Here is a 17,848-nt window from a genome sequence, read left to right as displayed (position 1 = left end):
TCGCGCATGTGCCGATACCCTGGAAGAACTCATGGATGAGAACAATCGCCCCCAGTCCCTGATCGATTCCATCGCCGAGGAGTGGGTCGACACGCTCGTCGACCTCCACCCCACGCTCGGCACCTACATCGGCCGAACCGAGGTGAACGACCGCTACGGAGACTACGGCCCCGACGGGCATGTGGCGGCCGCCGAGGCCGCGCGCGCGACGCTGACGAAGCTCGAGTCCGCTGAACCGCTCGACGAGATCGACCGCGTGACGCAGACCGATCTCGCGCGCGAGCTGCGGCTCGACCTCGAGCTGCATGAGGCCCGCTGGCACGAACGTGACATCAATGTGCTCGCGAGCCCGTCGCAGGACATCCGCCAGGCGTACGACCTCATGCCCACCGAGACGGTCGACGACTGGGAGATGTTCGCCAAGCGTCTCGCGGGCGTGCCCGACGCGATCGACGGCTACATGACCACGCTGCGCGAGGGCATGCAGTCCGACATCGTGCCCGCGGTGCGCCAGGTGCGTGAGGTCGCCGACCAGGCGCGCAGCTATGCGTTCCCCGACGGGTTCTTCGACCAGCTGGTCGCCGCCTCGTCTGCGGACGGGCACGAGCTCCCCGAGGCGCTGCAGAGCGATCTGGCCGACGGCGTCGACGCGGCGCGTTCGGCCTACGGGCGTCTCGCGCGTTTCCTCGACGGTGTGCTCGCGCCGCGCGCCTCCGAAGACGACGCCGTGGGCCGTGAGCTCTACGGCCTGCACTCCCGTCGGTTCCTCGGCGCCGATGTCGACCTCGACGAGACGTACGAGTGGGGCCTCTCCGAGCTCGCCCGCGTGCGGCAGGAGCAGGAGGCGCTGGCGCGGGAGATCGTTCCGGGCGCCACTGTCGAGGATGCGATCGCGTTCCTCGAGACCGACATGACGCGCAAGCTCGTGGGTGCCGAGGCGCTCCAGGAGTGGATGCAGAAGACCGCCGACCGGGCGGTCGCCGAGCTCGGTGAATCGCACTTCGACATCCCCGAGCCCGTGCGCGAGATCGAGTGCATGATCGCCCCCACCACGTCGGGTGAGATCTACTACACCGGGCCGAGCGATGACTTCTCTCGCCCCGGGCGCATGTGGTGGTCAATCCCCGACGGCGTGCGCGCGTTCGACACGTGGCGCGAGCTCACGACCGTGTACCACGAGGGCGTGCCCGGACACCACCTGCAGATCGGCCAGGCAGTTTACAACCGTGGGCAGCTCAACAGCTGGCGTCGCCTGCTCGCCGGCACCTCGGGGCACGCCGAGGGGTGGGCGCTCTACGCGGAGCGGCTGATGGAAGAGCTCGGCTACCTCGAGGATCCCGCGGCCCGTCTCGGCATGCTCGATGGTCAGCGCATGCGCGCGGCGCGCGTCGTGCTCGACATCGGCGTGCACCTCGGGAAGCGCCGCCCCGACAGCTACCAGAAGTGGGATGCCGACTACGCGCTCGAATTCATGCGTCGCAACGTGAACATGGCCGACCAGTTCGTGCAGTTCGAGGTCAACCGCTATCTCGGCTGGCCCGGTCAGGCGCCGTCGTACAAGGTCGGGCAGCGCATCTGGGAGCAGCTGCGCGATGCGGTCTCCGAGCGGGAAGGCGACGCCTTCTCGATGAAGGCCTTCCACAAGCGTGCACTCGACATCGGCGGGGTGGGGCTCGATACCCTCCGTTCGGCGCTGCTCACCTGAGGGGGACTTGAGAAAGGGTCATGCCGACATTAACCTGTCGGTGTGACCTCTCCCTCTGCGCGCCTCGATGGGCTCCGCTTCTCGCGTCCGCATCTCCGAGTCCTGACCGGCTCTGGCCTCGGCTGGGCGCTCGATGCGATGGACGTCGGCCTGATCTCGTTCATCATCGCCGCCCTCGCGGTCGAGTGGGAGCTCAGCGGCGGCACGACTGGATGGATCACCTCCGTCGGATTCATCGGCATGGCGATCGGCGCGAGCCTCGGCGGACTGCTCGCCGACAAGCTCGGTCGTCGGCAGGTGTTCGCGCTGACGCTTCTCATCTACGGCGTCGCGACGGGAGCGAGCGCTCTCGTCGGGGGAGTGGGCATGCTCCTCGTCCTGCGCTTCCTCGTCGGGCTCGGTCTCGGCTCCGAGCTCCCCGTCGCCTCGACCTACGTGAGCGAATTCGCTCCGGCGCGGATCCGCGGCCGGCTCGTCGTGATTCTCGAGGCGTTCTGGGCCGTGGGGTGGACGCTGTCGGCCGTGATCGGCTACCTCGTCGTGCCGCTGGAGAACGGGTGGCGCTGGGCCTTCGCGATCGGCGCGATCCCCGCGATCTACGCGATCGTCGTGCGGTGGGGGCTGCCGGAGTCGGCGCGTTGGCTCGAATCGAAGGGCCGCATCGCCGAGGCCGAGAAGGTGGTGCAGCTCTTCGAGGGCGGCCGTGCGCCGTCTGAGGCCGCTGTCGCGCCGGCGGCGAGCCCTGCGCCGGCCGCGCCCCGTGGGCCGACCGGCGTGCGCGGGCTCTTCGCGGGTGGGCTCGCGCGGCGCACGGTCGCACTGTGGGCCGTGTGGTTCTGCGTGAACTTCTCGTACTATGGCGCCTTCATCTGGATTCCGTCGATCCTCGTCGCACAGGGGTTCGATCTGCTCCGGTCCTTCGAGTACACGCTCATCATTACGCTCGCCCAGCTGCCCGGGTATGCGGTCGCGGCCTGGCTCATCGAGGTGTGGGGGCGTCGGGCGACGCTCTCGGCGTTCCTCGTGGGATCCGCGGGCGCGGCGATGCTCTTCGGCACGGCCGGCGAGGTGTGGCAGATCCTCGTGTTCGGGTGCCTGCTGTCGTTCTTCAACCTCGGTGCCTGGGGGGCGCTGTACGCCGTCAGCCCGGAGATCTATCCCACATCGACGCGCGCGACCGGGGCAGGCTGGGCCGCGGGCGTCGGGCGCATCGCATCGATCATCGCCCCCCTGTTCACTCCGTGGGCGCTTGAGGTCGGAGGCGCGGGACTCGTGTTCACGGTCTTCGCGGTGTTCTTCGCGATCGCTGCGGCGACCGCGTGGGGGCTGGGCGATATGAAGGGCCGTGTGCTCGACGCCTCCTGAGTCGTCTCGTCCTCCCTAGGATGAGGGGGTGGCGACAGTGCGGTATGTGGCGATCGGCGACTCCTTCACGGAGGGCGTCGGCGACGAGCGTGAAGACGGGCGGCCCCGAGGATGGGCCGATCTCGTCGCCGAGGGCTGGGCGAGCGTGCGGGGTCAGCCGATCGAGTATGCGAACCTCGCCATTCGAGGTCGCCTCGCCTGGCCGGTCGTCGACGAACAGCTCGAGCGCGCACTCGCGCTGGAGCCCACGCACCTGTCGTTCAACGGCGGGGGGAACGACATGCTCCGTCCGGGCACGTCGACGGACCGCGTCGTGGACGCGTTCGTGAAGGTCGTCCGCCGGTGCGAGGACGAGGGCGTGACGCCGATCATCCTGGCGGGCGCGGATCCGTCGAGCGGGCTCCCGATGTCGTCGCTCATTCGCCAGCGTGGGGACGTGCTGACCGAGGCCGTCACGGCCCGAATGCGCCGGAATGAGAACATCGTGTGGGCGGTCAACTGGACGGACGAGGAGCTGAGGGACCCGGCGTACTGGTCGCCCGATCGACTTCACATGAACTTCCGCGGACACCATCGCGTGGCCGCACGCGTGCTCGATGCTCTGGGGGTCGGCGCGCCGATCGACTGGTGGTCGCTGCCGGAGCAGCCGGCCGCGCACCTGGAGAGCCGCGACTACTATCGCGCGCACGTTCTGCCCTGGGTGAGGCGTCGGCTCACCGGACGCTCGTCGGGTGATGGCCGCGCCCCGAAGTTCGCCGAGTGGACGCAGGTCCCCGCACAGAGGTAGCGGGGCGCGTCGAACGGCGCCACCCCGTCTTTCATGCGAGAGAATAGATCTATGAAGAAGATCGGTTTCCTCTCGTTCGGCCACTGGACGCCGCATCCGCAGTCGGCGACGCAGTCTGCGAGCGACGTCCTCCACCAGTCGATCGACCTCGCCCAGGCGGCGGAGGATCTCGGCGCCGACGGCGCGTACTTCCGTGTGCACCACTTCGCGCGCCAGCTCGCCTCCCCGTTCCCGCTGCTCGCCGCGGCCGGTGCGAAGACGAGCCGTATCGAGCTCGGCACGGGCGTCATCGACATGCGCTACGAGAACCCGCTCTACATGGTCGAGGACGCCGGATCGGCGGATCTCATCGCAGACGGGCGACTGCAGCTCGGAATCTCGCGCGGTTCGCCCGAGCAGGTCGTCGACGGCTGGAAGCACTTCGGATACGGCTCGGAGGAGAGCGATCCGTCCGGAGCAGAGGCGGCCCGGCAGAAGACGGAACTGCTCCTCCAGCTCCTCGACGGCGAGGGCTTCGCGGAGCCCAATCCGCGCCCCATGTTCCCGAACCCGCCGGGACTCCTCCGGCTCGAGCCGCACAGCGAGGGTCTGCGCAAGCGGATCTGGTGGGGAGCCGGGTCCGACGCGACGGCGCGATGGGCGGCGGAGAAGGGGATGAACCTCATGAGCTCCACGCTCAAGAACGACGAGACGGGGGAGCCCTTCCACGTCCAGCAGGCGAAGCAGCTGCGCACATTTCGGGAGGCATGGGACTCCGATGCGCACGGGTACGAGGCGCGCACGTCGGTCTCCCGGTCGATCTTCGCCATCACGAACGAGATGGATCGTCGGTACTTCCTGGGGGGCGACACGGAAGATCAGATCGGCCACATCGACGCGAGCACGCGCGCGATATTCGGGCGCTCCTACGCCGACGAGCCCGACGCGCTCATCGAGCAGCTGCGCCACGACGAGGCGATCGCCGAGGCCGACACGCTGCTGCTCACCGTCCCGAACCAGCTCGGCGTCGACTACAACGCGCACGTCATCGAGTCGGTCCTGACGCACATCGCCCCAGCTCTCGGCTGGCGGTAGCGCCATCACCTCTGCGCGAGCGGACTCCTGCTGGCGTCGTGGCGTGAACGACGCATTCGCTCCCTCGCGTGAACCGATCGTCGTGCGGGAAGCGTCTTTCCCGGAAGACGGGGCCTCGGTCTCTTCGCTGCTCGACGACTATCTCCGCCGGACCCAGGTGGAGAAGGCAGAGCACGGCCTCGATGCGCGGGTCGACGAGCTGCCAGAACGGTACATGCGAGAGGTGGCTCGTCCTGCCGAGTCGCTGAGCGGAATGCGTGTGCTTGTGGCGAGTGCGGACGGAGAAGACTGCGGGATGGTGGTGCTCTCCGTCCCGACGTCGGGAGCCTCGGAGATTAAACGGTTCTGGACCATGCCTCCGGCACGAGGTCGCGGGGTGGGATCAGCACTCATCGCCGAGGCGCTCCGCATGGCGTCTCGTCCGGTTCGGCTTTCGGTATGGGAGTGGCGAGAACCCGCGATCCGGATGTACCGGCGTCTCGGATTCGTCGACGGCGCACCGTGTGACGACCGCGAGGGGCTGCTGTGCTTGGAACTCGCGTGAGCAACCCGAACCAGCTGGGCGTCGACGACCACGCCCACGTCATCGATTCGGTACTGACGCACATGCGCGGCTGGCGGTGATCCGCGCGGTGCGGGACGGCTCGTGACGCCACCCCGCACCGTGCGGGTCAGATGACGCCGAAGGCCATCATGGCGTCGGCGACCTTGCGGAATCCGGCGACGTTCGCGCCGACGACGTAGTCGCCCGGGCGCCCGTACTCGTCAGCCGTCTCGAGGCAGTTCGCGTGGATCGACCGCATGATGTCGGTGAGGCGCTCCTCGGTGTAGTCGAACGTCCACGCGTCACGAGACGCGTTCTGCTGCATCTCGAGCGCGCTCGTCGCGACGCCTCCCGCGTTTGCGGCCTTGCCGGGCCCGAACGCGACGCCCGCCGCACGGAACAGGTCGACGGCTCCCGACGTGCACGGCATGTTCGCGCCTTCGGCGACGGCTGCGACACCGCCGGCGATCAAGGTCCGCGCGTCGGACTCGTCGAGCTCGTTCTGCGTCGCGCACGGAAGCGCGACATCCACGGGAACACTCCACACCGAGGCGTTCGGGACGAACCGTGCCCGTCCTCCGCGGCGTTCGGCGTAGTCGCGGATGCGCCCGCGCTCGACCTCTTTGATCTGCTTCAGCAGCTCGAGATCGACGCCCGCCTCGTCGACGATGTAACCGCTGGAATCGGAGGCGGTGACGACCCGTCCGCCGAGCTGGTGGACCTTCTCGATCGCGTAGAGGGCGACGTTGCCCGAGCCCGAGACGGCGACCGAGCGCCCGTCGAGGCCCTCGCCACGCGCCGCGAGCATCTCCTCGGCGAAGACCGCCGTGCCGTAGCCCGTGGCTTCCTTTCGGACGAGGGACCCGCCCCAGTCGAGTCCCTTGCCGGTCAGCACCCCCGCCTCGTAGCGATTGGTGAGGCGCTTGTACTGCCCGAAGAGATACCCGATCTCGCGTGCGCCGACGCCGATGTCACCGGCGGGCACGTCGGTGTGCTCGCCGATATGGCGATGGAGTTCGGTCATGAACGACTGGCAGAAGCGCATGACTTCGCCGTCCGACTTCCCCGCGGGGTCGAAGTCGGAACCGCCCTTGCCACCTCCGATCGGGAGCCCCGTGAGGGAGTTCTTGAAGATCTGCTCGAAGCCCAGGAACTTCACGATTCCGAGGTTGACCGACTCGCGGAATCGAAGACCGCCCTTGTACGGACCGAGGGCGGAGTTGAACTCGACTCGGAACCCGCGGTTGACGCGGACAGCGCCGCGGTCGTCGACCCAGGGCACACGGAAGATGATCTGTCGCTCGGGTTCGCACAGACGCGTGAGGATCGCGAGGTCGTGATACTCCGGGTGGCGTTCCTGGATGAGGGCGAGAGAATCGAATACCTCTCTGACCGCCTGGTGGAACTCCGGTTCGCCGGGGTTCCGCGCGATGACGGTGTCGAGGGTCTCCTGAAGGGGGGAGTCGAGCATGAGGTCCTTTCTGGTGCGCGTGAGCGCGAGGGTTCCGCCCAGAGACGGAGGGGACGCGCGAGGGCGCGTCGAAGAGACTCCTGCCGTGGTTGGTGCGTCTGACCGAGTCCGGCGACAGGCTACCGGTTCGGAACCCGCACGCCGACCTCTGGCGGGCCGCAGCGGCCGCATGCGGCACGGACGAGACGCGCGGCGTCCCCGCGCCCGAATACGATGACGAACATGAGCGCTGAGATGCCGATCGGCACCCTCCTGAATTCATCCGCGACGGCGAGCCTTCGTGCTCCCAAGTTCAATCGCCACACCTTCTGGTGCGGTCAGAGCGGTTCGGGCAAGACCTACGCACTCGGCGTGGTCCTCGAACAGCTGCTCCTGCACACCCGGCTGCCGGTCGTCATCCTGGATCCGAACTCCGACTTCGTGCATCTCGACACCCCGCAGGAGGACGCCCCCGACGAGGCCGCCGCGCAGCTGACGTCGCGAGACGTCCGCATCCTCCGCCCCGGGAATGCGGGCGACGACCACCTCCAGGTGCGCTTCGTCGACATGGACATCCGCTCGCGCGCGGCTGTCCTGCAGCTGGATCCGGTGCTGGATGCCGAGGAGTACAACGCCATGCTGCGCGTGGGGAGCGAGTTCGACTTCGGTGACGACAGGAGCCTGGCCGAGTGGCTGGAGGGTCACTCGGACCCGCTGTTCCGCCGGCTCGCGCTGCGCCTGCGCAACCTCGGCGTGATCGACTGGGAGATGTGGGCGTGGGGCGGCCGCGACGTCACGGACGTCGTCGGCGAGCAGCCGGACGCCACCGTGGTCGACCTCGGCGGATTCGAGTCCGCCGCGCAGCTGCAGACGACGGCGCTGGCTGTCCTCGACCGGCTGTGGGCGCAGCGCCATGAGCGCACCGGCCGCCTCGTGGTGATCGACGAGGCGCACAACCTCGCGTCGCCCGACGCAGACACGCCGCTCGCCCGCGCGCTCACGGAGCGCATCGTCCAGATCGCGGCGGAAGGGCGCAAGTACGGCATCTGGCTGCTGCTGTCCACGCAGCGGCCGTCGAAGCTGCACCCGAACGTCATCTCGCAGTGCGACAACCTCGCGCTGATGAAGATGAGCTCCACACGTGACCTGGACGAGCTCGGCCAGATCTTCGGTTTCGCGCCATCGGACATGCTGGAGCGCTCTCCGCAGTTCCAGCAGGGGCAGGCGCTCTTCGCCGGAGGATTCGCCTCCGAACCGCAGCTGGTGCAGATGGGGGCGCGGCTGACCCGCGAGGGCGGGGCCGACGTGCCCATCGGTCTCCGCTGAACTGTCCTCGGGAGCGGACGGGCACGATGGGGCGAGCGCCGTGCCCGCCGCGGAGCTCGTGGTCGGTAACGCCTCTGTCATCGACGCGTGACGTGCAGTTATTCGCTCGTGGATAGCGTGTGGTCACCGCATCGGAGATGTGGCGCCGCGGATCGGATCCGCGGGCATCCTTTGCACGACGAATGGAGCACACATGCTGTCTGGACCCCTCGGCGACCTCTGGAACAACATCGGCGGAATCATCGGAGACCTGCTCCACCTGCTCGGTCTCTGATCGCACCCTGACAGCGGCCGCTCCTCGATGATCGAGGAGCGGCCGCTGCCGTGTGTCAGAGCCCCTGGCCCGCGTCCCAGAGCCGCTCGGTCTGGCCGATGAGGAGCGCATCGAGCGACGTGGCCTGCGCGTCGGTGAGCGACGCGACGTAGTCGATGACGCCGCGGCCCGTCGCGCGCTGCAGCAGCTCTTCCTCGTCGGTGGTATCGAGCAGCTCCGGGTGCTCTCGCCGGGTGTGGAGATAGTCCTCGGATGCGAGATCGACGAGATCGAGCAGTCGACGCGGGGCGCGCCGCACGTCGTATTCGTCGTCGATCCAGGCGGAGAACCCGTCGACCAGGCGCTCGAGCACGCTCGCCTGCCCGCGCTGGTACACGGCGAGGTCGGGGCGGTCGAGGATGAAGCGCTCGTGCAGGAACTTCAGCACCGCGACCTCGTGCCACGCCGTGCGGTCGAGGCTCACGTGTCCCGAGCGTCGGTGGGGAGAGCGGTCCACCGAGACGGATGCCTGCAGGTGCTGGATCCACTCCGAGGTGAATCCGGCCAGCGACCGCTCGCCCGCGAGGGAGCCGTCGAACGGCACCGACAGCAGGCCGTCGATGACCTCGTCGGTCACCTTGGAGACGGCGCGTTCGAAGGCATCCGCGTCCGCGATCCACGGATCACGCGCCTGGAGACGGCGCCACAGCAGCTCGAGAGAGTGACCCGGCGCACGCGTCGCAGAGGCGATCGCAGGCGCATCGAGGGCGCGCAGTTCGGTCAGATCGCGATACCACGCGCGAAACTCCGCCGAGATCGTCGCCTGATTGAGGAGGCCCGCGCGATAGAAGTCGTCCAGGTCGTGCAGGGAGTAGGCGATGTCGTCGGCGATGTCCATGATCGAGCACTCGACGGTCTGCTGCCCCTCCTCGATGAGCGGGTATGCGGCGAGCGCATCGCGCATGTCGTCGACGTCGGCGGCGTACGCGGAGAACTTGCGCGATCCGCCGCGCCGCCCTGCGCCGTGTCCGCGCAGCCAGGGGTACTTGAGCACGGCGGCGCGCACTGCGGCCGTGAGATTGAGGCCGACGCCGGGTTGGTCGTGCTCGTCGAGGCGGGTGAGGATCCGGAAGGTCTGCGCGTTGCCCTCGAAGCCCTCGCGCAGGCGGAAACGATCGCGGGCCAGGCGGTCGAGCGTGTGCTCGCCGAGGTGCCCGAAGGGCGGGTGGCCGAGGTCGTGAGCGCTGGCGGCGGCCTGGACGACGACCGGGTGGCATCCGCCGAGCTCCTCGACGAGCGCGCCCGTCGGTCCGTCGTCGGTCGAGAGGCGCACGGCGATGGCCCGCGCGACGGCGGCGACCTTCACGGAGTGCGTGAGGCGGTTGTGGACGGCGAGGCCCGCGCCTGTCTGCGAGATGACCTGGGTCACCGCCGACAGCCGTGAGAAGTACGGCGAAAAGCGGATCCGCTCGATGTCGACGCGGTAGTCGGGGTGGCGCTCGGCGCTCTGGAACTCGTCGAGCTCCTCGGGCACGCGGCGCGCGGCGCGCGGGTCACGGATCGTCATGCGCCCATCCTGGCGCATCCGCTACTCGTCGTCGCCCTCGTGCTCGTCGTCGAGGAGCATGCCGACGCTCGTCGCGCAGGTGTCTCCGCGCCACGCTTCGATGCCCTCGCGGATCGCAAAGGCCGCGATGACGAAGCCCGCGAGGGCGTCGGCCCACCACCAGCCGAAGAGGCTGTTGAGGAGGAGACCGACGAGGACGGCCGCCGAGAGCCACGCGCAGATGAGCGTCTGCTTCGAGTCCGCGACGGCGGTCGCGGATCCGAGCTCCCGGCCGGTGCGCCGCTCGGCGAACGAGAGGAGAGGCATGATCACCAGGCTGATGGCGGTCAGCACGATCCCGGCAGTGCTGTGCTGCACGTCGGATCCGGCGGTGAGAGCGAGGACCGACGAGACCGTCACGTAGATCGCGAGTGCGAAGAACGCCACCGCGATGACGCGAAGGGTCGGCTTCTCCCAGCGTTCGGGGTCGCGGCGCGTGAACTGCCACGCGACGGCAGCCGCCGAGAGCACTTCGACCATCGAGTCGATGCCGAATCCGATGAGCGCCGCCGACGACGCGACCGTTCCCGCGGCGATCGCCACGATCGCCTCGATGATGTTGTAGCCGATGGTGACCGCGACGATGAGGCGGATGCGGCGTTCGAGGACGAGTCGACGGGGGGCGGCGAGAGTGGTCACGCACCGATCGTATGAGCGCTCGGGGCGCGCGGATCCGGATCGATCCAATCGCTCATGAGCATCGTTCTCGGCACGCGAACGGGGCACGGCCCGGCGGGAGTCGCCGGTGGCGGACAATGGATCATCGTGACGTCACCGGCTCCCGCTTTCGCCCTGCCCGATTCCCGATCCGCCAAGGCGGTTCCAGAGCTCATCGCCGCGGACGAAGAGCACTTCGCGCGCATCGCACGCGCGCTCGACGAGGCCCGCTCGTCGCTCGAGGAGCGGCTCGACGCCGCCCGCCGGGCGTCCGGGGGAGGGCAGGACGCGATGGACCGTGACATCGAGGTGCATCGGCTGGCGGCGCGTCAGAGCGTGCTGCGGCGCTTCGCGCTGGACCTCTGCCTCGGCAGGATCGTCCCCGAGGGTTCCGAAGAGCCCCTCTACATCGGACGGGCGGGACTCGTCGACAGCGAGGGTCGCCGACTGCTGATCGACTGGCGCGCGCCGGCCGCCGAGCCGTTCTTCGGCGCCACACACGCGCACAGCATGGGGTGCGTGAGCAGACGTCGCTACCGCTGGGCGAATGGACGCGTGGTCGACTTCTGGGACGAGGTGTTCGCGGCGTCTGACCGGGCGCCCGGGGCGGCGCTCGACGATCAGTCGGCCTTCATCCAGAGTCTGGGGGCGTCGCGCACGTCGCAGATGCGGGACGTGCTCGGGACGATCCAGGCGGACCAGGACGCGATCATCCGCGCCGACTCCCATGACGCCCTCGTCGTCGATGGCGGACCCGGAACCGGGAAGACGGTCGTGGCGCTCCATCGCGCGGCGTACCTTCTGTACTCGGACGCGCGCATCTCGGATCGGGGCGGCGGCGGGGTGCTGTTCATCGGCCCCAACGACGCCTATCTGTCGTACGTCGACGACGTGCTGCCGAGCCTGGGCGAGGACAGCGTGCGCATCGCGACCCTGCGACGTCTCACGCCCGAGGGGCCGGCGGCGCTCCCCGAGGACGACGTGCGGATCGCTCGGCTGAAGGGTGCCGCGGATCTCGAGCGCGCCATCCAGAATGTCGTGCGGCGCTACGAACGGCGTCCCGAGGAGACGACGGTGATCCAGGCCTCCTGGACCGACCTCGATGTGGAGCCGGAGACGTGGGCCGAGGCGCTGGACGCCGCCGACCACGGCACGCCGCACAACGAGGCGCGCGATCTCATCTGGGACGAGCTGCTCGATCTGGTCACTTCGTCGGTCGTCGACATGCCGCCGCACCTCGCACGACGCGAGCTCGAGCATCACGCGCAGCTGCGTGACGTCTTCGACCGCGTCTGGCCCGTGCTGGACCCGGCGCGCCTCGTCGCGGCGCTGTGGACCTCGCCTCGCCTGCTCGCCACGGCGGCGCCGTGGCTCTCCGAGGCCGAGGTCGCGGCGCTGCAGCGCCGCGACGGCACGGCGTGGACCGACGCCGATCTTCCGCTCGTCGACGCCGCGCGGGACATCATCGGCGACCCCGATCTCGCCCGGCGTCGCCGCGAACGCCGTGCTGCACTCGTCGCGGAGCGCGAGCGCATCGAGACCGTCGTCGAGTACCTGTCCGACGCCGACGAAGACGGCGAGGGCGTCTCGCTCATGCTGCAGGCGGGTGACATGCAGGACCGGCTCATCGACGACGGTGCGATCCCGACGGTCGACGTCGACGTGCTCGAAGGACCGTTCGCCCATATCGTCATCGACGAGGCGCAGGAGCTCTCGGACGCCGAGTGGCGCATGCTCATCCGGCGCTGCCCGTCGAAGAGCTTCACGATCGTCGGCGACCGGGCCCAGGCGCGCCATGGCTTCTCCGCATCGTGGGAGGAGCGTCTCGCGCGCGTGGGGATCACCCGCGTCGGCGTGTCCGGCCTGCGCATCAACTACCGCACGCCCGCTGAGGTCATGGCGAACGCGGCGCCCGAGATCCGCGGGGTCGTCGTCGACGCGAACGTGCCGACGTCGGTGCGCGAGAGCGGGATCCCCGTGCGTCGCGGCTCCGTCGCCGAGCTCGACGGCATCCTGCGCGACTGGCTCGCGACCCACGGCGACGGGGTCGCCTGCGTGATCGGCGCGTCCGACACGCCCGACCTGCCGCGGGTGCGCGCTCTGACCGCCGCGGAGGCGAAGGGCCTCGAATTCGACCTGGTGGTGCTCGTGGATCCCGCAGGGCTCGGCGATGGGATCGAGGGCGCCGTCGACCGCTATGTCGCCATGACGCGCGCGACCGAGCAGCTCGTGATCCTGGAGAGCTGATCTCGGTCGCTCCCGTATCTCCACGTGGGGTGACGGTTCTGTTGCTCACGTCAGCTAGACTCGACGCGGCCGTTTCGTGTTCCCGAATGTGCGGAATCCGCGGGGCGTAGCTCAGCTTGGTAGAGCGCCCGCTTTGGGAGCGGGAGGCCGCAGGTTCAAATCCTGTCGCCCCGACGTCCGGCCCACCCGATTGAGTGAGGAGCAAGAACGCTTGCGTTCTTGGGACGAACGATTGAGGGTCAGAGGCGCGAAGCGTCGAGCACCCAGACCTCAGCCCGCGGCGGCGTTCGCCGCGGGTCCGCGACAAGGAGAAGCGAACCAGCATGGTGAACACCACCGTCGAGAAGCTCAACCCGACCAGGGTCAAGCTGCACATCACGGTCACGCCGGACGAGCTCAAGCCGAGCGTCGACCACGCGTACGAGCACATCGCGCAGGACGTCGAGATCCCCGGCTTCCGCAAGGGCAAGGTTCCGGCTCCGATCATCGACCAGCGCGTCGGCCGCGGCGTCGTCATCGAGCACGCGGTGAACGAAGGGCTCGACCAGTTCTTCCGCGAGGCCGTCGCCGAGCACGACCTGCAGATCCTCGGTCGCCCGCAGGCGGACATCGCCGTGTGGCCGAACGAGAAGGACTTCTCGGGCGACCTCGAGGTCGACATCGAGGTCGACGTCGCGCCCGAGTTCGAGGTTCCCGACCTCGAGAGCCTGAAGGTCACGGTCGACCCGATCGAGGTCGACGAGGCCGCCATCGACGCCGAGCTCGAGGAGCTCCGCGCGCGCTTCGGCACGCTCGTTCCCGTCGACCGTCCTGCGGCGACGGGCAACTTCGTCGAGCTCGATCTCGTCGCCAAGATCGGCGACGACGAGATCGACCGCGCCGAGGGCGTGTCGTACGAGGTCGGCTCGGGCGAGCTGCTCGAGGGCACCGACGAGGCGATCGACTCCCTCACCGCCGGTGAGGAGACGACGTTCCGGTCGACGCTCGTCGGCGGCGAGCGCGCGGGCGAAGAGGCCGAGGTCCACGTCGCGGTCAAGGCCGTGAAGGAGCGCGAGCTCCCCGAGGCCGACGACGACTTCGCACAGATGGCGAGCGAGTTCGACACGCTCGCCGAGCTGCGCGAGTCGCTCGCCGACCAGGCGAAGCAGAAGGGCACGTTCGCGCAGGGCTCTGCCGCACGCGACAAGCTCGTCGAGCAGCTCCTCGAGGCCGTCGAGCTGCCGGTGCCGGCGAGCGTCATCGAGGACGAGGTGCACCGCCACCTCGAGCAGGAGAACCGCCTCGAGGACGACGAGCACCGCGCCGAAGTGACAGAGGCGAGCGAGAAGCAGTTCCGCACGCAGCTCCTCTTCGACCGCATCGCGAAGGACCTCGATGTGCAGGTCTCCCAGGATGAGTTCACGCAGTACCTCATCCAGGCGTCGCAGCAGTACGGCATGAGCCCGCAGGACTTCGTGCAGGCGCTGCAGCAGGGCAACCAGCTGCAGGCTCTCATGGGCGACGTCGCTCGCAACAAGGCGATCGCCATGGTGCTCGGCAAGGCCGAGGTCGTCGACACGAACGGCGAGGCCGTCGACCTCGAGGGCTTCGCGGCGGACGCGGACGAGCAGGCCGACGAGTCCGAGGACGCGGCCTCGGAGGAGCAGGCCGAAGAGGCCAAGTGATCCGCTGAGGATCCTATCGCCGAGAGGGCCGTTCACCGCAGGGTGGCGGCCCTCTCTGCGTCTGCCGGCGCGGCTCGTATGCCCACGGCGAACACGCGCGGAGGGGCGTGATCGCGCCGGTAGTGTCATACCGACGCACACCTGAATGGAGTGAGAATGCCCGAACCGCTGATGGCACAGAGTGTCTTCGACCAGCTGCTGAAGGACCGCATCATCTGGCTGGGGTCGGAGGTGCGAGACGAGAATGCGAACGAGATCTGCGCGAAGATCCTGCTCCTCGCCGCCGAAGACGCCAAGAAGGACATCTACCTCTACATCAACTCGCCCGGTGGCTCGATCACTGCCGGCATGGCCATCTACGACACGATGCAGTTCGTCCCGAACGACATCGTCACCGTCGGAATCGGCATGGCCGCCTCGATGGGTCAGCTGCTCCTCACGAGCGGCACGATGGGCAAGCGCTACATCACGCCGAACGCCCGCGTTCTGCTGCACCAGCCGCACGGCGGGTTCGGCGGCACCGCGAGCGACATCCAGACGCAGGCCGAGCTCATCGTCTCGATGAAGAACCGCCTCGCGGAGATCACTGCGCGCCAGACAGGCAAGACCGTCGAGCAGATCAACGCCGACGGCGACCGCGACCACTGGTTCACCGCGGAGGAGGCGCTCGATTACGGATTCGTCGATCACATCCGCGAGAGCGCGACCGACGTGGCGGGCGGCGGCGGCACCGCCCGCGAGTCCAACTGAGGAAGCAAGGGACGATACACACGATGCACACCCCGTACACACCCGCTCCGCAGGGCCTTCAGACGCCGTCGAGCCGGTACATCCTCCCGCAGTTCGAGGAGCGCACGGCCTATGGCTTCAAGCGCCAGGATCCCTACAACAAGCTGTTCGAGGATCGCGTCATCTTCCTCGGCGTGCAGGTCGACGACGCGTCGGCCGACGACGTCATGGCGCAGCTCCTGGTGCTCGAGAGCCAGGATCCCGACCGCGACATCATCATGTACATCAACTCGCCCGGCGGCTCGTTCACGGCCATGACGGCGATCTACGACACGATGCAGTACATCTCGCCCGAGATCCAGACGGTCGTCCTCGGCCAGGCGGCCTCGGCGGCGTCGGTTCTCCTCGCGGCGGGCGCCCCCGGCAAGCGCCTCGCGCTGCCGAACGCCCGCGTGCTCATGCACCAGCCGTCCGTCGGCGAGTCGGGTCATGGTCAGGCGTCCGACATCGAGATCCAGGCGGCCGAGATCATGCGCATGCGCACGTGGCTCGAGGACACGATGGCGAAGCACTCGAACCGCACGACCGAGCAGGTGCACAAGGACATCGACCGCGACAAGATCCTCGGTGCCGCGGAGGCCGTCGAGTACGGCCTCGTCGACCAGGTGCTGACGACGCGCAAGCGCGGCCCCGTCGGCTGATCGACGGTTCCCGCGACGGATGCCCCGTTCGACCCTGCGGTCGGGCGGGGCATCCGTCATTCGCGGGCGCGTCGCGGTCGCGCCTGCGTTCGTTTGTCAGAGGTTGCGACTAGCCTGAGAGAAGTCCGCGAGCAGACCCCGGAGGAGTGATCGCATGGCCCGTATCGGCGAAAGCGCCGACCTGTTCAAGTGCTCGTTCTGCGGAAAGAGCCAGAAGCAGGTTCAGCAGTTGATCGCAGGGCCCGGCGTCTACATCTGCGATGAGTGCGTCGAGCTCTGCAACGAGATCATCGAAGAGCGCATGGCCGAGTCGGCGGGCGACGAGGAGGTCGCCGAGTTCGACCTCCCGAAGCCGCGCGAGATCTACGGCTTCCTCGAGGAGTTCGTCATCGGCCAGGAGAACGCGAAGCGCGCGCTGGCGGTGGCCGTCTACAACCACTACAAGCGAGTGCGCGCGCAGGGCGAGATCAAGGCGGCCGACGAGAAGGCAGAAGACGTCGAGATCACCAAGAGCAACATCCTCATGCTCGGTCCGACGGGCTCGGGGAAGACCTACCTCGCCCAGACGCTCGCGAAGCGCCTCAATGTCCCCTTCGCGGTCGCCGACGCCACGGCGCTCACCGAGGCGGGATACGTCGGAGAAGACGTCGAGAACATCCTCCTCAAGCTGCTGCAGGCAGCCGACTACGACGTCGCGCGCGCCGAGCAGGGCATCATCTACATCGACGAGGTCGACAAGATCGCCCGCAAGGCCGAGAACCCGTCGATCACACGCGACGTCTCAGGCGAGGGTGTGCAGCAGGCGCTGCTCAAGATCCTCGAGGGTGCGACGGCATCGGTCCCTCCTCAGGGCGGCCGCAAACACCCTCACCAGGAGTTCATCCAGATCGACACGACGAACGTCCTGTTCATCGTCGCGGGCGCCTTCGCGGGACTCGAGGAGATCGTGTCCTCGCGCGTGGGCCGCGCGGGCGTCGGATTCGGCGCACCCCTGCAGTCGAAGCGCGACAACGATGCGCTGTTCTCCGAGGTCCTGCCAGAAGACCTGCACAAGTTCGGCCTGATCCCCGAGTTCATCGGCCGCCTGCCGGTCATCGCAGCGGTCGATCCGCTCGACCAGGACGCGCTCGTCGACATCCTCACGGTGCCGCGCAATGCGCTCGTCAAGCAGTACCAGCGCATGTTCCTGATCGACGACGTCGAGCTCGACTTCGACCACGACGCGCTGCTCGCGATCGCCGATCTCGCGGTCGCCCGCAAGACGGGCGCGCGCGGGCTCCGCGCGATCCTCGAGGACGTGCTCGGGCCGATCATGTTCGAGATCCCCTCGAGCGACGACGTGGCGAAGGTGGTCGTCACCCGTGCCGCGGTCGAAGACGGAGCCGCCCCCACGGTCGTTCTGCGTCAGCGCCGCAAGAGCGCCTGACGACGAGCCCGCCCCTCACGACGACGCCCCCGCGTTCTCCGGTCGGAGAATGCGGGGGCTTCGTCGTGCGCGTCGGAGCGTCAATCCATGGGGTCGAACGTCGACACCGTGGCGGTGCCGTCGGCGCCGAGGGCGACCTCGATGCCGCTGTCGAGTTCGGCGATCGGCCGGTCCTCGAGCCACGTGAGCGTCCACATGGGTCGGGGGCCGACCTGGGGGAGGTTCGTCTCCACCTTCGCGATCTCGTCGCGGATCGCCGCGGGAACGGATGACGGGGGCTCTCCGCCCGCCTGCCAGCGTGTGCCGAGCTTCAT

Annotated in this window: 15 protein-coding genes and 1 tRNA gene; 12 read left to right on the top strand and 4 right to left on the bottom strand. The window is 68.6% G+C overall.

Translation table 11 applies throughout. The features are described from left to right. Positions 1 to 31: 31 nt before the first annotated feature. Genes KOL93_RS05905 through KOL93_RS05885 form a run of 5 tightly spaced genes read left to right on the top strand, consistent with a single transcriptional unit; the run spans position 32 to position 5,475 of the window. Positions 32 to 1,705, top strand: a complete 1,674-nt coding sequence (locus tag KOL93_RS05905) for a DUF885 domain-containing protein (RefSeq protein WP_221584384.1) — start codon at positions 32 to 34, stop codon at positions 1,703 to 1,705. Between the two features lie 42 nt (positions 1,706 to 1,747). After that, the gene (locus KOL93_RS05900; protein ID WP_308291549.1) at positions 1,748 to 3,070 is read left to right on the top strand and encodes an MFS transporter; all 1,323 of its coding nucleotides are present in this window, start codon (positions 1,748 to 1,750) and stop codon (positions 3,068 to 3,070) included. A gap of 28 nt (positions 3,071 to 3,098) precedes the next feature. Then, positions 3,099 to 3,857, top strand: a complete 759-nt coding sequence (locus KOL93_RS05895; RefSeq protein ID WP_221584383.1) for an SGNH/GDSL hydrolase family protein — start codon at positions 3,099 to 3,101, stop codon at positions 3,855 to 3,857. A gap of 51 nt (positions 3,858 to 3,908) precedes the next feature. Next, positions 3,909 to 4,931: an LLM class flavin-dependent oxidoreductase gene (locus tag KOL93_RS05890; RefSeq protein WP_221584382.1), complete on the top strand. Its 1,023-nt coding sequence runs from the start codon at positions 3,909 to 3,911 to the stop codon at positions 4,929 to 4,931. A 43-nt stretch (positions 4,932 to 4,974) separates the two neighbouring features. Beyond that, positions 4,975 to 5,475, top strand: coding sequence for a GNAT family N-acetyltransferase (locus tag KOL93_RS05885; protein WP_308291548.1), 501 nt, complete (start codon positions 4,975 to 4,977; stop codon positions 5,473 to 5,475). A 127-nt stretch (positions 5,476 to 5,602) separates the two neighbouring features. Here the strand turns inward: KOL93_RS05885 and gdhA are convergent, their stop codons facing one another. Beyond that, the gene (gene gdhA, locus KOL93_RS05880; RefSeq protein ID WP_221584381.1) at positions 5,603 to 6,946 is read right to left on the bottom strand and encodes an NADP-specific glutamate dehydrogenase; all 1,344 of its coding nucleotides are present in this window, start codon (positions 6,944 to 6,946) and stop codon (positions 5,603 to 5,605) included. 222 nt (positions 6,947 to 7,168) lie between these two features. Between gdhA and KOL93_RS05875 the strand changes: the two genes are divergently transcribed. Next, on the top strand, positions 7,169 to 8,251 hold the full coding sequence (locus KOL93_RS05875) for an ATP-binding protein (protein WP_221584380.1): 1,083 nt from the start codon (positions 7,169 to 7,171) through the stop codon (positions 8,249 to 8,251). Between the two features lie 329 nt (positions 8,252 to 8,580). Here the strand turns inward: KOL93_RS05875 and KOL93_RS05870 are convergent, their stop codons facing one another. Next, entirely contained in the window at positions 8,581 to 10,071 is a 1,491-nt protein-coding gene (locus KOL93_RS05870; protein WP_221584379.1) for a deoxyguanosinetriphosphate triphosphohydrolase family protein, read from the bottom strand. Between the two features lie 21 nt (positions 10,072 to 10,092). After that, positions 10,093 to 10,749 (bottom strand): cation diffusion facilitator family transporter, encoded by a 657-nt coding sequence (locus KOL93_RS05865; RefSeq protein WP_221584378.1) that lies wholly within the window; start codon positions 10,747 to 10,749, stop codon positions 10,093 to 10,095. A gap of 54 nt (positions 10,750 to 10,803) precedes the next feature. Here KOL93_RS05865 and helR point away from each other — a divergent pair, with 54 nt between their 5' ends. The 6 genes from helR to clpX all read left to right on the top strand — a co-directional run bounded on the left by helR (position 10,804) and on the right by clpX (position 17,534). After that, entirely contained in the window at positions 10,804 to 13,014 is a 2,211-nt protein-coding gene (gene helR / locus KOL93_RS05860) for an RNA polymerase recycling motor ATPase HelR (protein WP_221584377.1), read from the top strand. Positions 13,015 to 13,114: 100 nt separating this feature from the next. Continuing rightward, positions 13,115 to 13,188: transfer RNA gene (locus KOL93_RS05855), tRNA-Pro, on the top strand. Positions 13,189 to 13,337: 149 nt separating this feature from the next. Further along, positions 13,338 to 14,678, top strand: a complete 1,341-nt coding sequence (gene tig / locus KOL93_RS05850; RefSeq protein ID WP_221584376.1) for a trigger factor — start codon at positions 13,338 to 13,340, stop codon at positions 14,676 to 14,678. Positions 14,679 to 14,834: 156 nt separating this feature from the next. Then, on the top strand, positions 14,835 to 15,428 hold the full coding sequence (locus tag KOL93_RS05845; RefSeq protein ID WP_221584375.1) for an ATP-dependent Clp protease proteolytic subunit: 594 nt from the start codon (positions 14,835 to 14,837) through the stop codon (positions 15,426 to 15,428). Between the two features lie 23 nt (positions 15,429 to 15,451). Beyond that, complete coding sequence (locus KOL93_RS05840; protein ID WP_221584374.1) at positions 15,452 to 16,108, top strand: ATP-dependent Clp protease proteolytic subunit; 657 nt, start codon at positions 15,452 to 15,454, stop codon at positions 16,106 to 16,108. A 154-nt stretch (positions 16,109 to 16,262) separates the two neighbouring features. Continuing rightward, entirely contained in the window at positions 16,263 to 17,534 is a 1,272-nt protein-coding gene (gene clpX / locus KOL93_RS05835) for an ATP-dependent Clp protease ATP-binding subunit ClpX (protein ID WP_221584373.1), read from the top strand. Positions 17,535 to 17,614: 80 nt separating this feature from the next. On the opposite strand, the gene KOL93_RS05830 is transcribed toward clpX, so the two are convergent. Then, positions 17,615 to 17,848, bottom strand: a complete 234-nt coding sequence (locus tag KOL93_RS05830; protein WP_221584372.1) for a hypothetical protein — start codon at positions 17,846 to 17,848, stop codon at positions 17,615 to 17,617.

The sequence above is a fragment of the Microbacterium salitolerans genome (assembly GCF_019720895.1).
GTDB lineage: Bacteria > Actinomycetota > Actinomycetes > Actinomycetales > Microbacteriaceae > Microbacterium.
The sequence above is the reverse complement of the archived record's forward strand: the minus strand, read 5'-3'. Positions and strand labels throughout refer to the sequence as shown.

Coding starts and splice junctions, on each gene's coding strand:
- clpX (WP_221584373.1), top strand. CDS start 16,263: ATGGCCCGTATCGGCGAAAGCGCCGACCTGTTCAAGTGCTCGTTCTGC.
- KOL93_RS05890 (WP_221584382.1), top strand. CDS start 3,909: ATGAAGAAGATCGGTTTCCTCTCGTTCGGCCACTGGACGCCGCATCCG.
- helR (WP_221584377.1), top strand. CDS start 10,804: ATGAGCATCGTTCTCGGCACGCGAACGGGGCACGGCCCGGCGGGAGTC.
- KOL93_RS05840 (WP_221584374.1), top strand. CDS start 15,452: ATGCACACCCCGTACACACCCGCTCCGCAGGGCCTTCAGACGCCGTCG.
- KOL93_RS05875 (WP_221584380.1), top strand. CDS start 7,169: ATGAGCGCTGAGATGCCGATCGGCACCCTCCTGAATTCATCCGCGACG.
- KOL93_RS05830 (WP_221584372.1), bottom strand. CDS start 17,848: ATGAAGCTCGGCACACGCTGGCAGGCGGGCGGAGAGCCCCCGTCATCC.
- KOL93_RS05905 (WP_221584384.1), top strand. CDS start 32: ATGGATGAGAACAATCGCCCCCAGTCCCTGATCGATTCCATCGCCGAG.
- tig (WP_221584376.1), top strand. CDS start 13,338: ATGGTGAACACCACCGTCGAGAAGCTCAACCCGACCAGGGTCAAGCTG.
- gdhA (WP_221584381.1), bottom strand. CDS start 6,946: ATGCTCGACTCCCCCCTTCAGGAGACCCTCGACACCGTCATCGCGCGG.
- KOL93_RS05870 (WP_221584379.1), bottom strand. CDS start 10,071: ATGACGATCCGTGACCCGCGCGCCGCGCGCCGCGTGCCCGAGGAGCTC.
- KOL93_RS05845 (WP_221584375.1), top strand. CDS start 14,835: ATGCCCGAACCGCTGATGGCACAGAGTGTCTTCGACCAGCTGCTGAAG.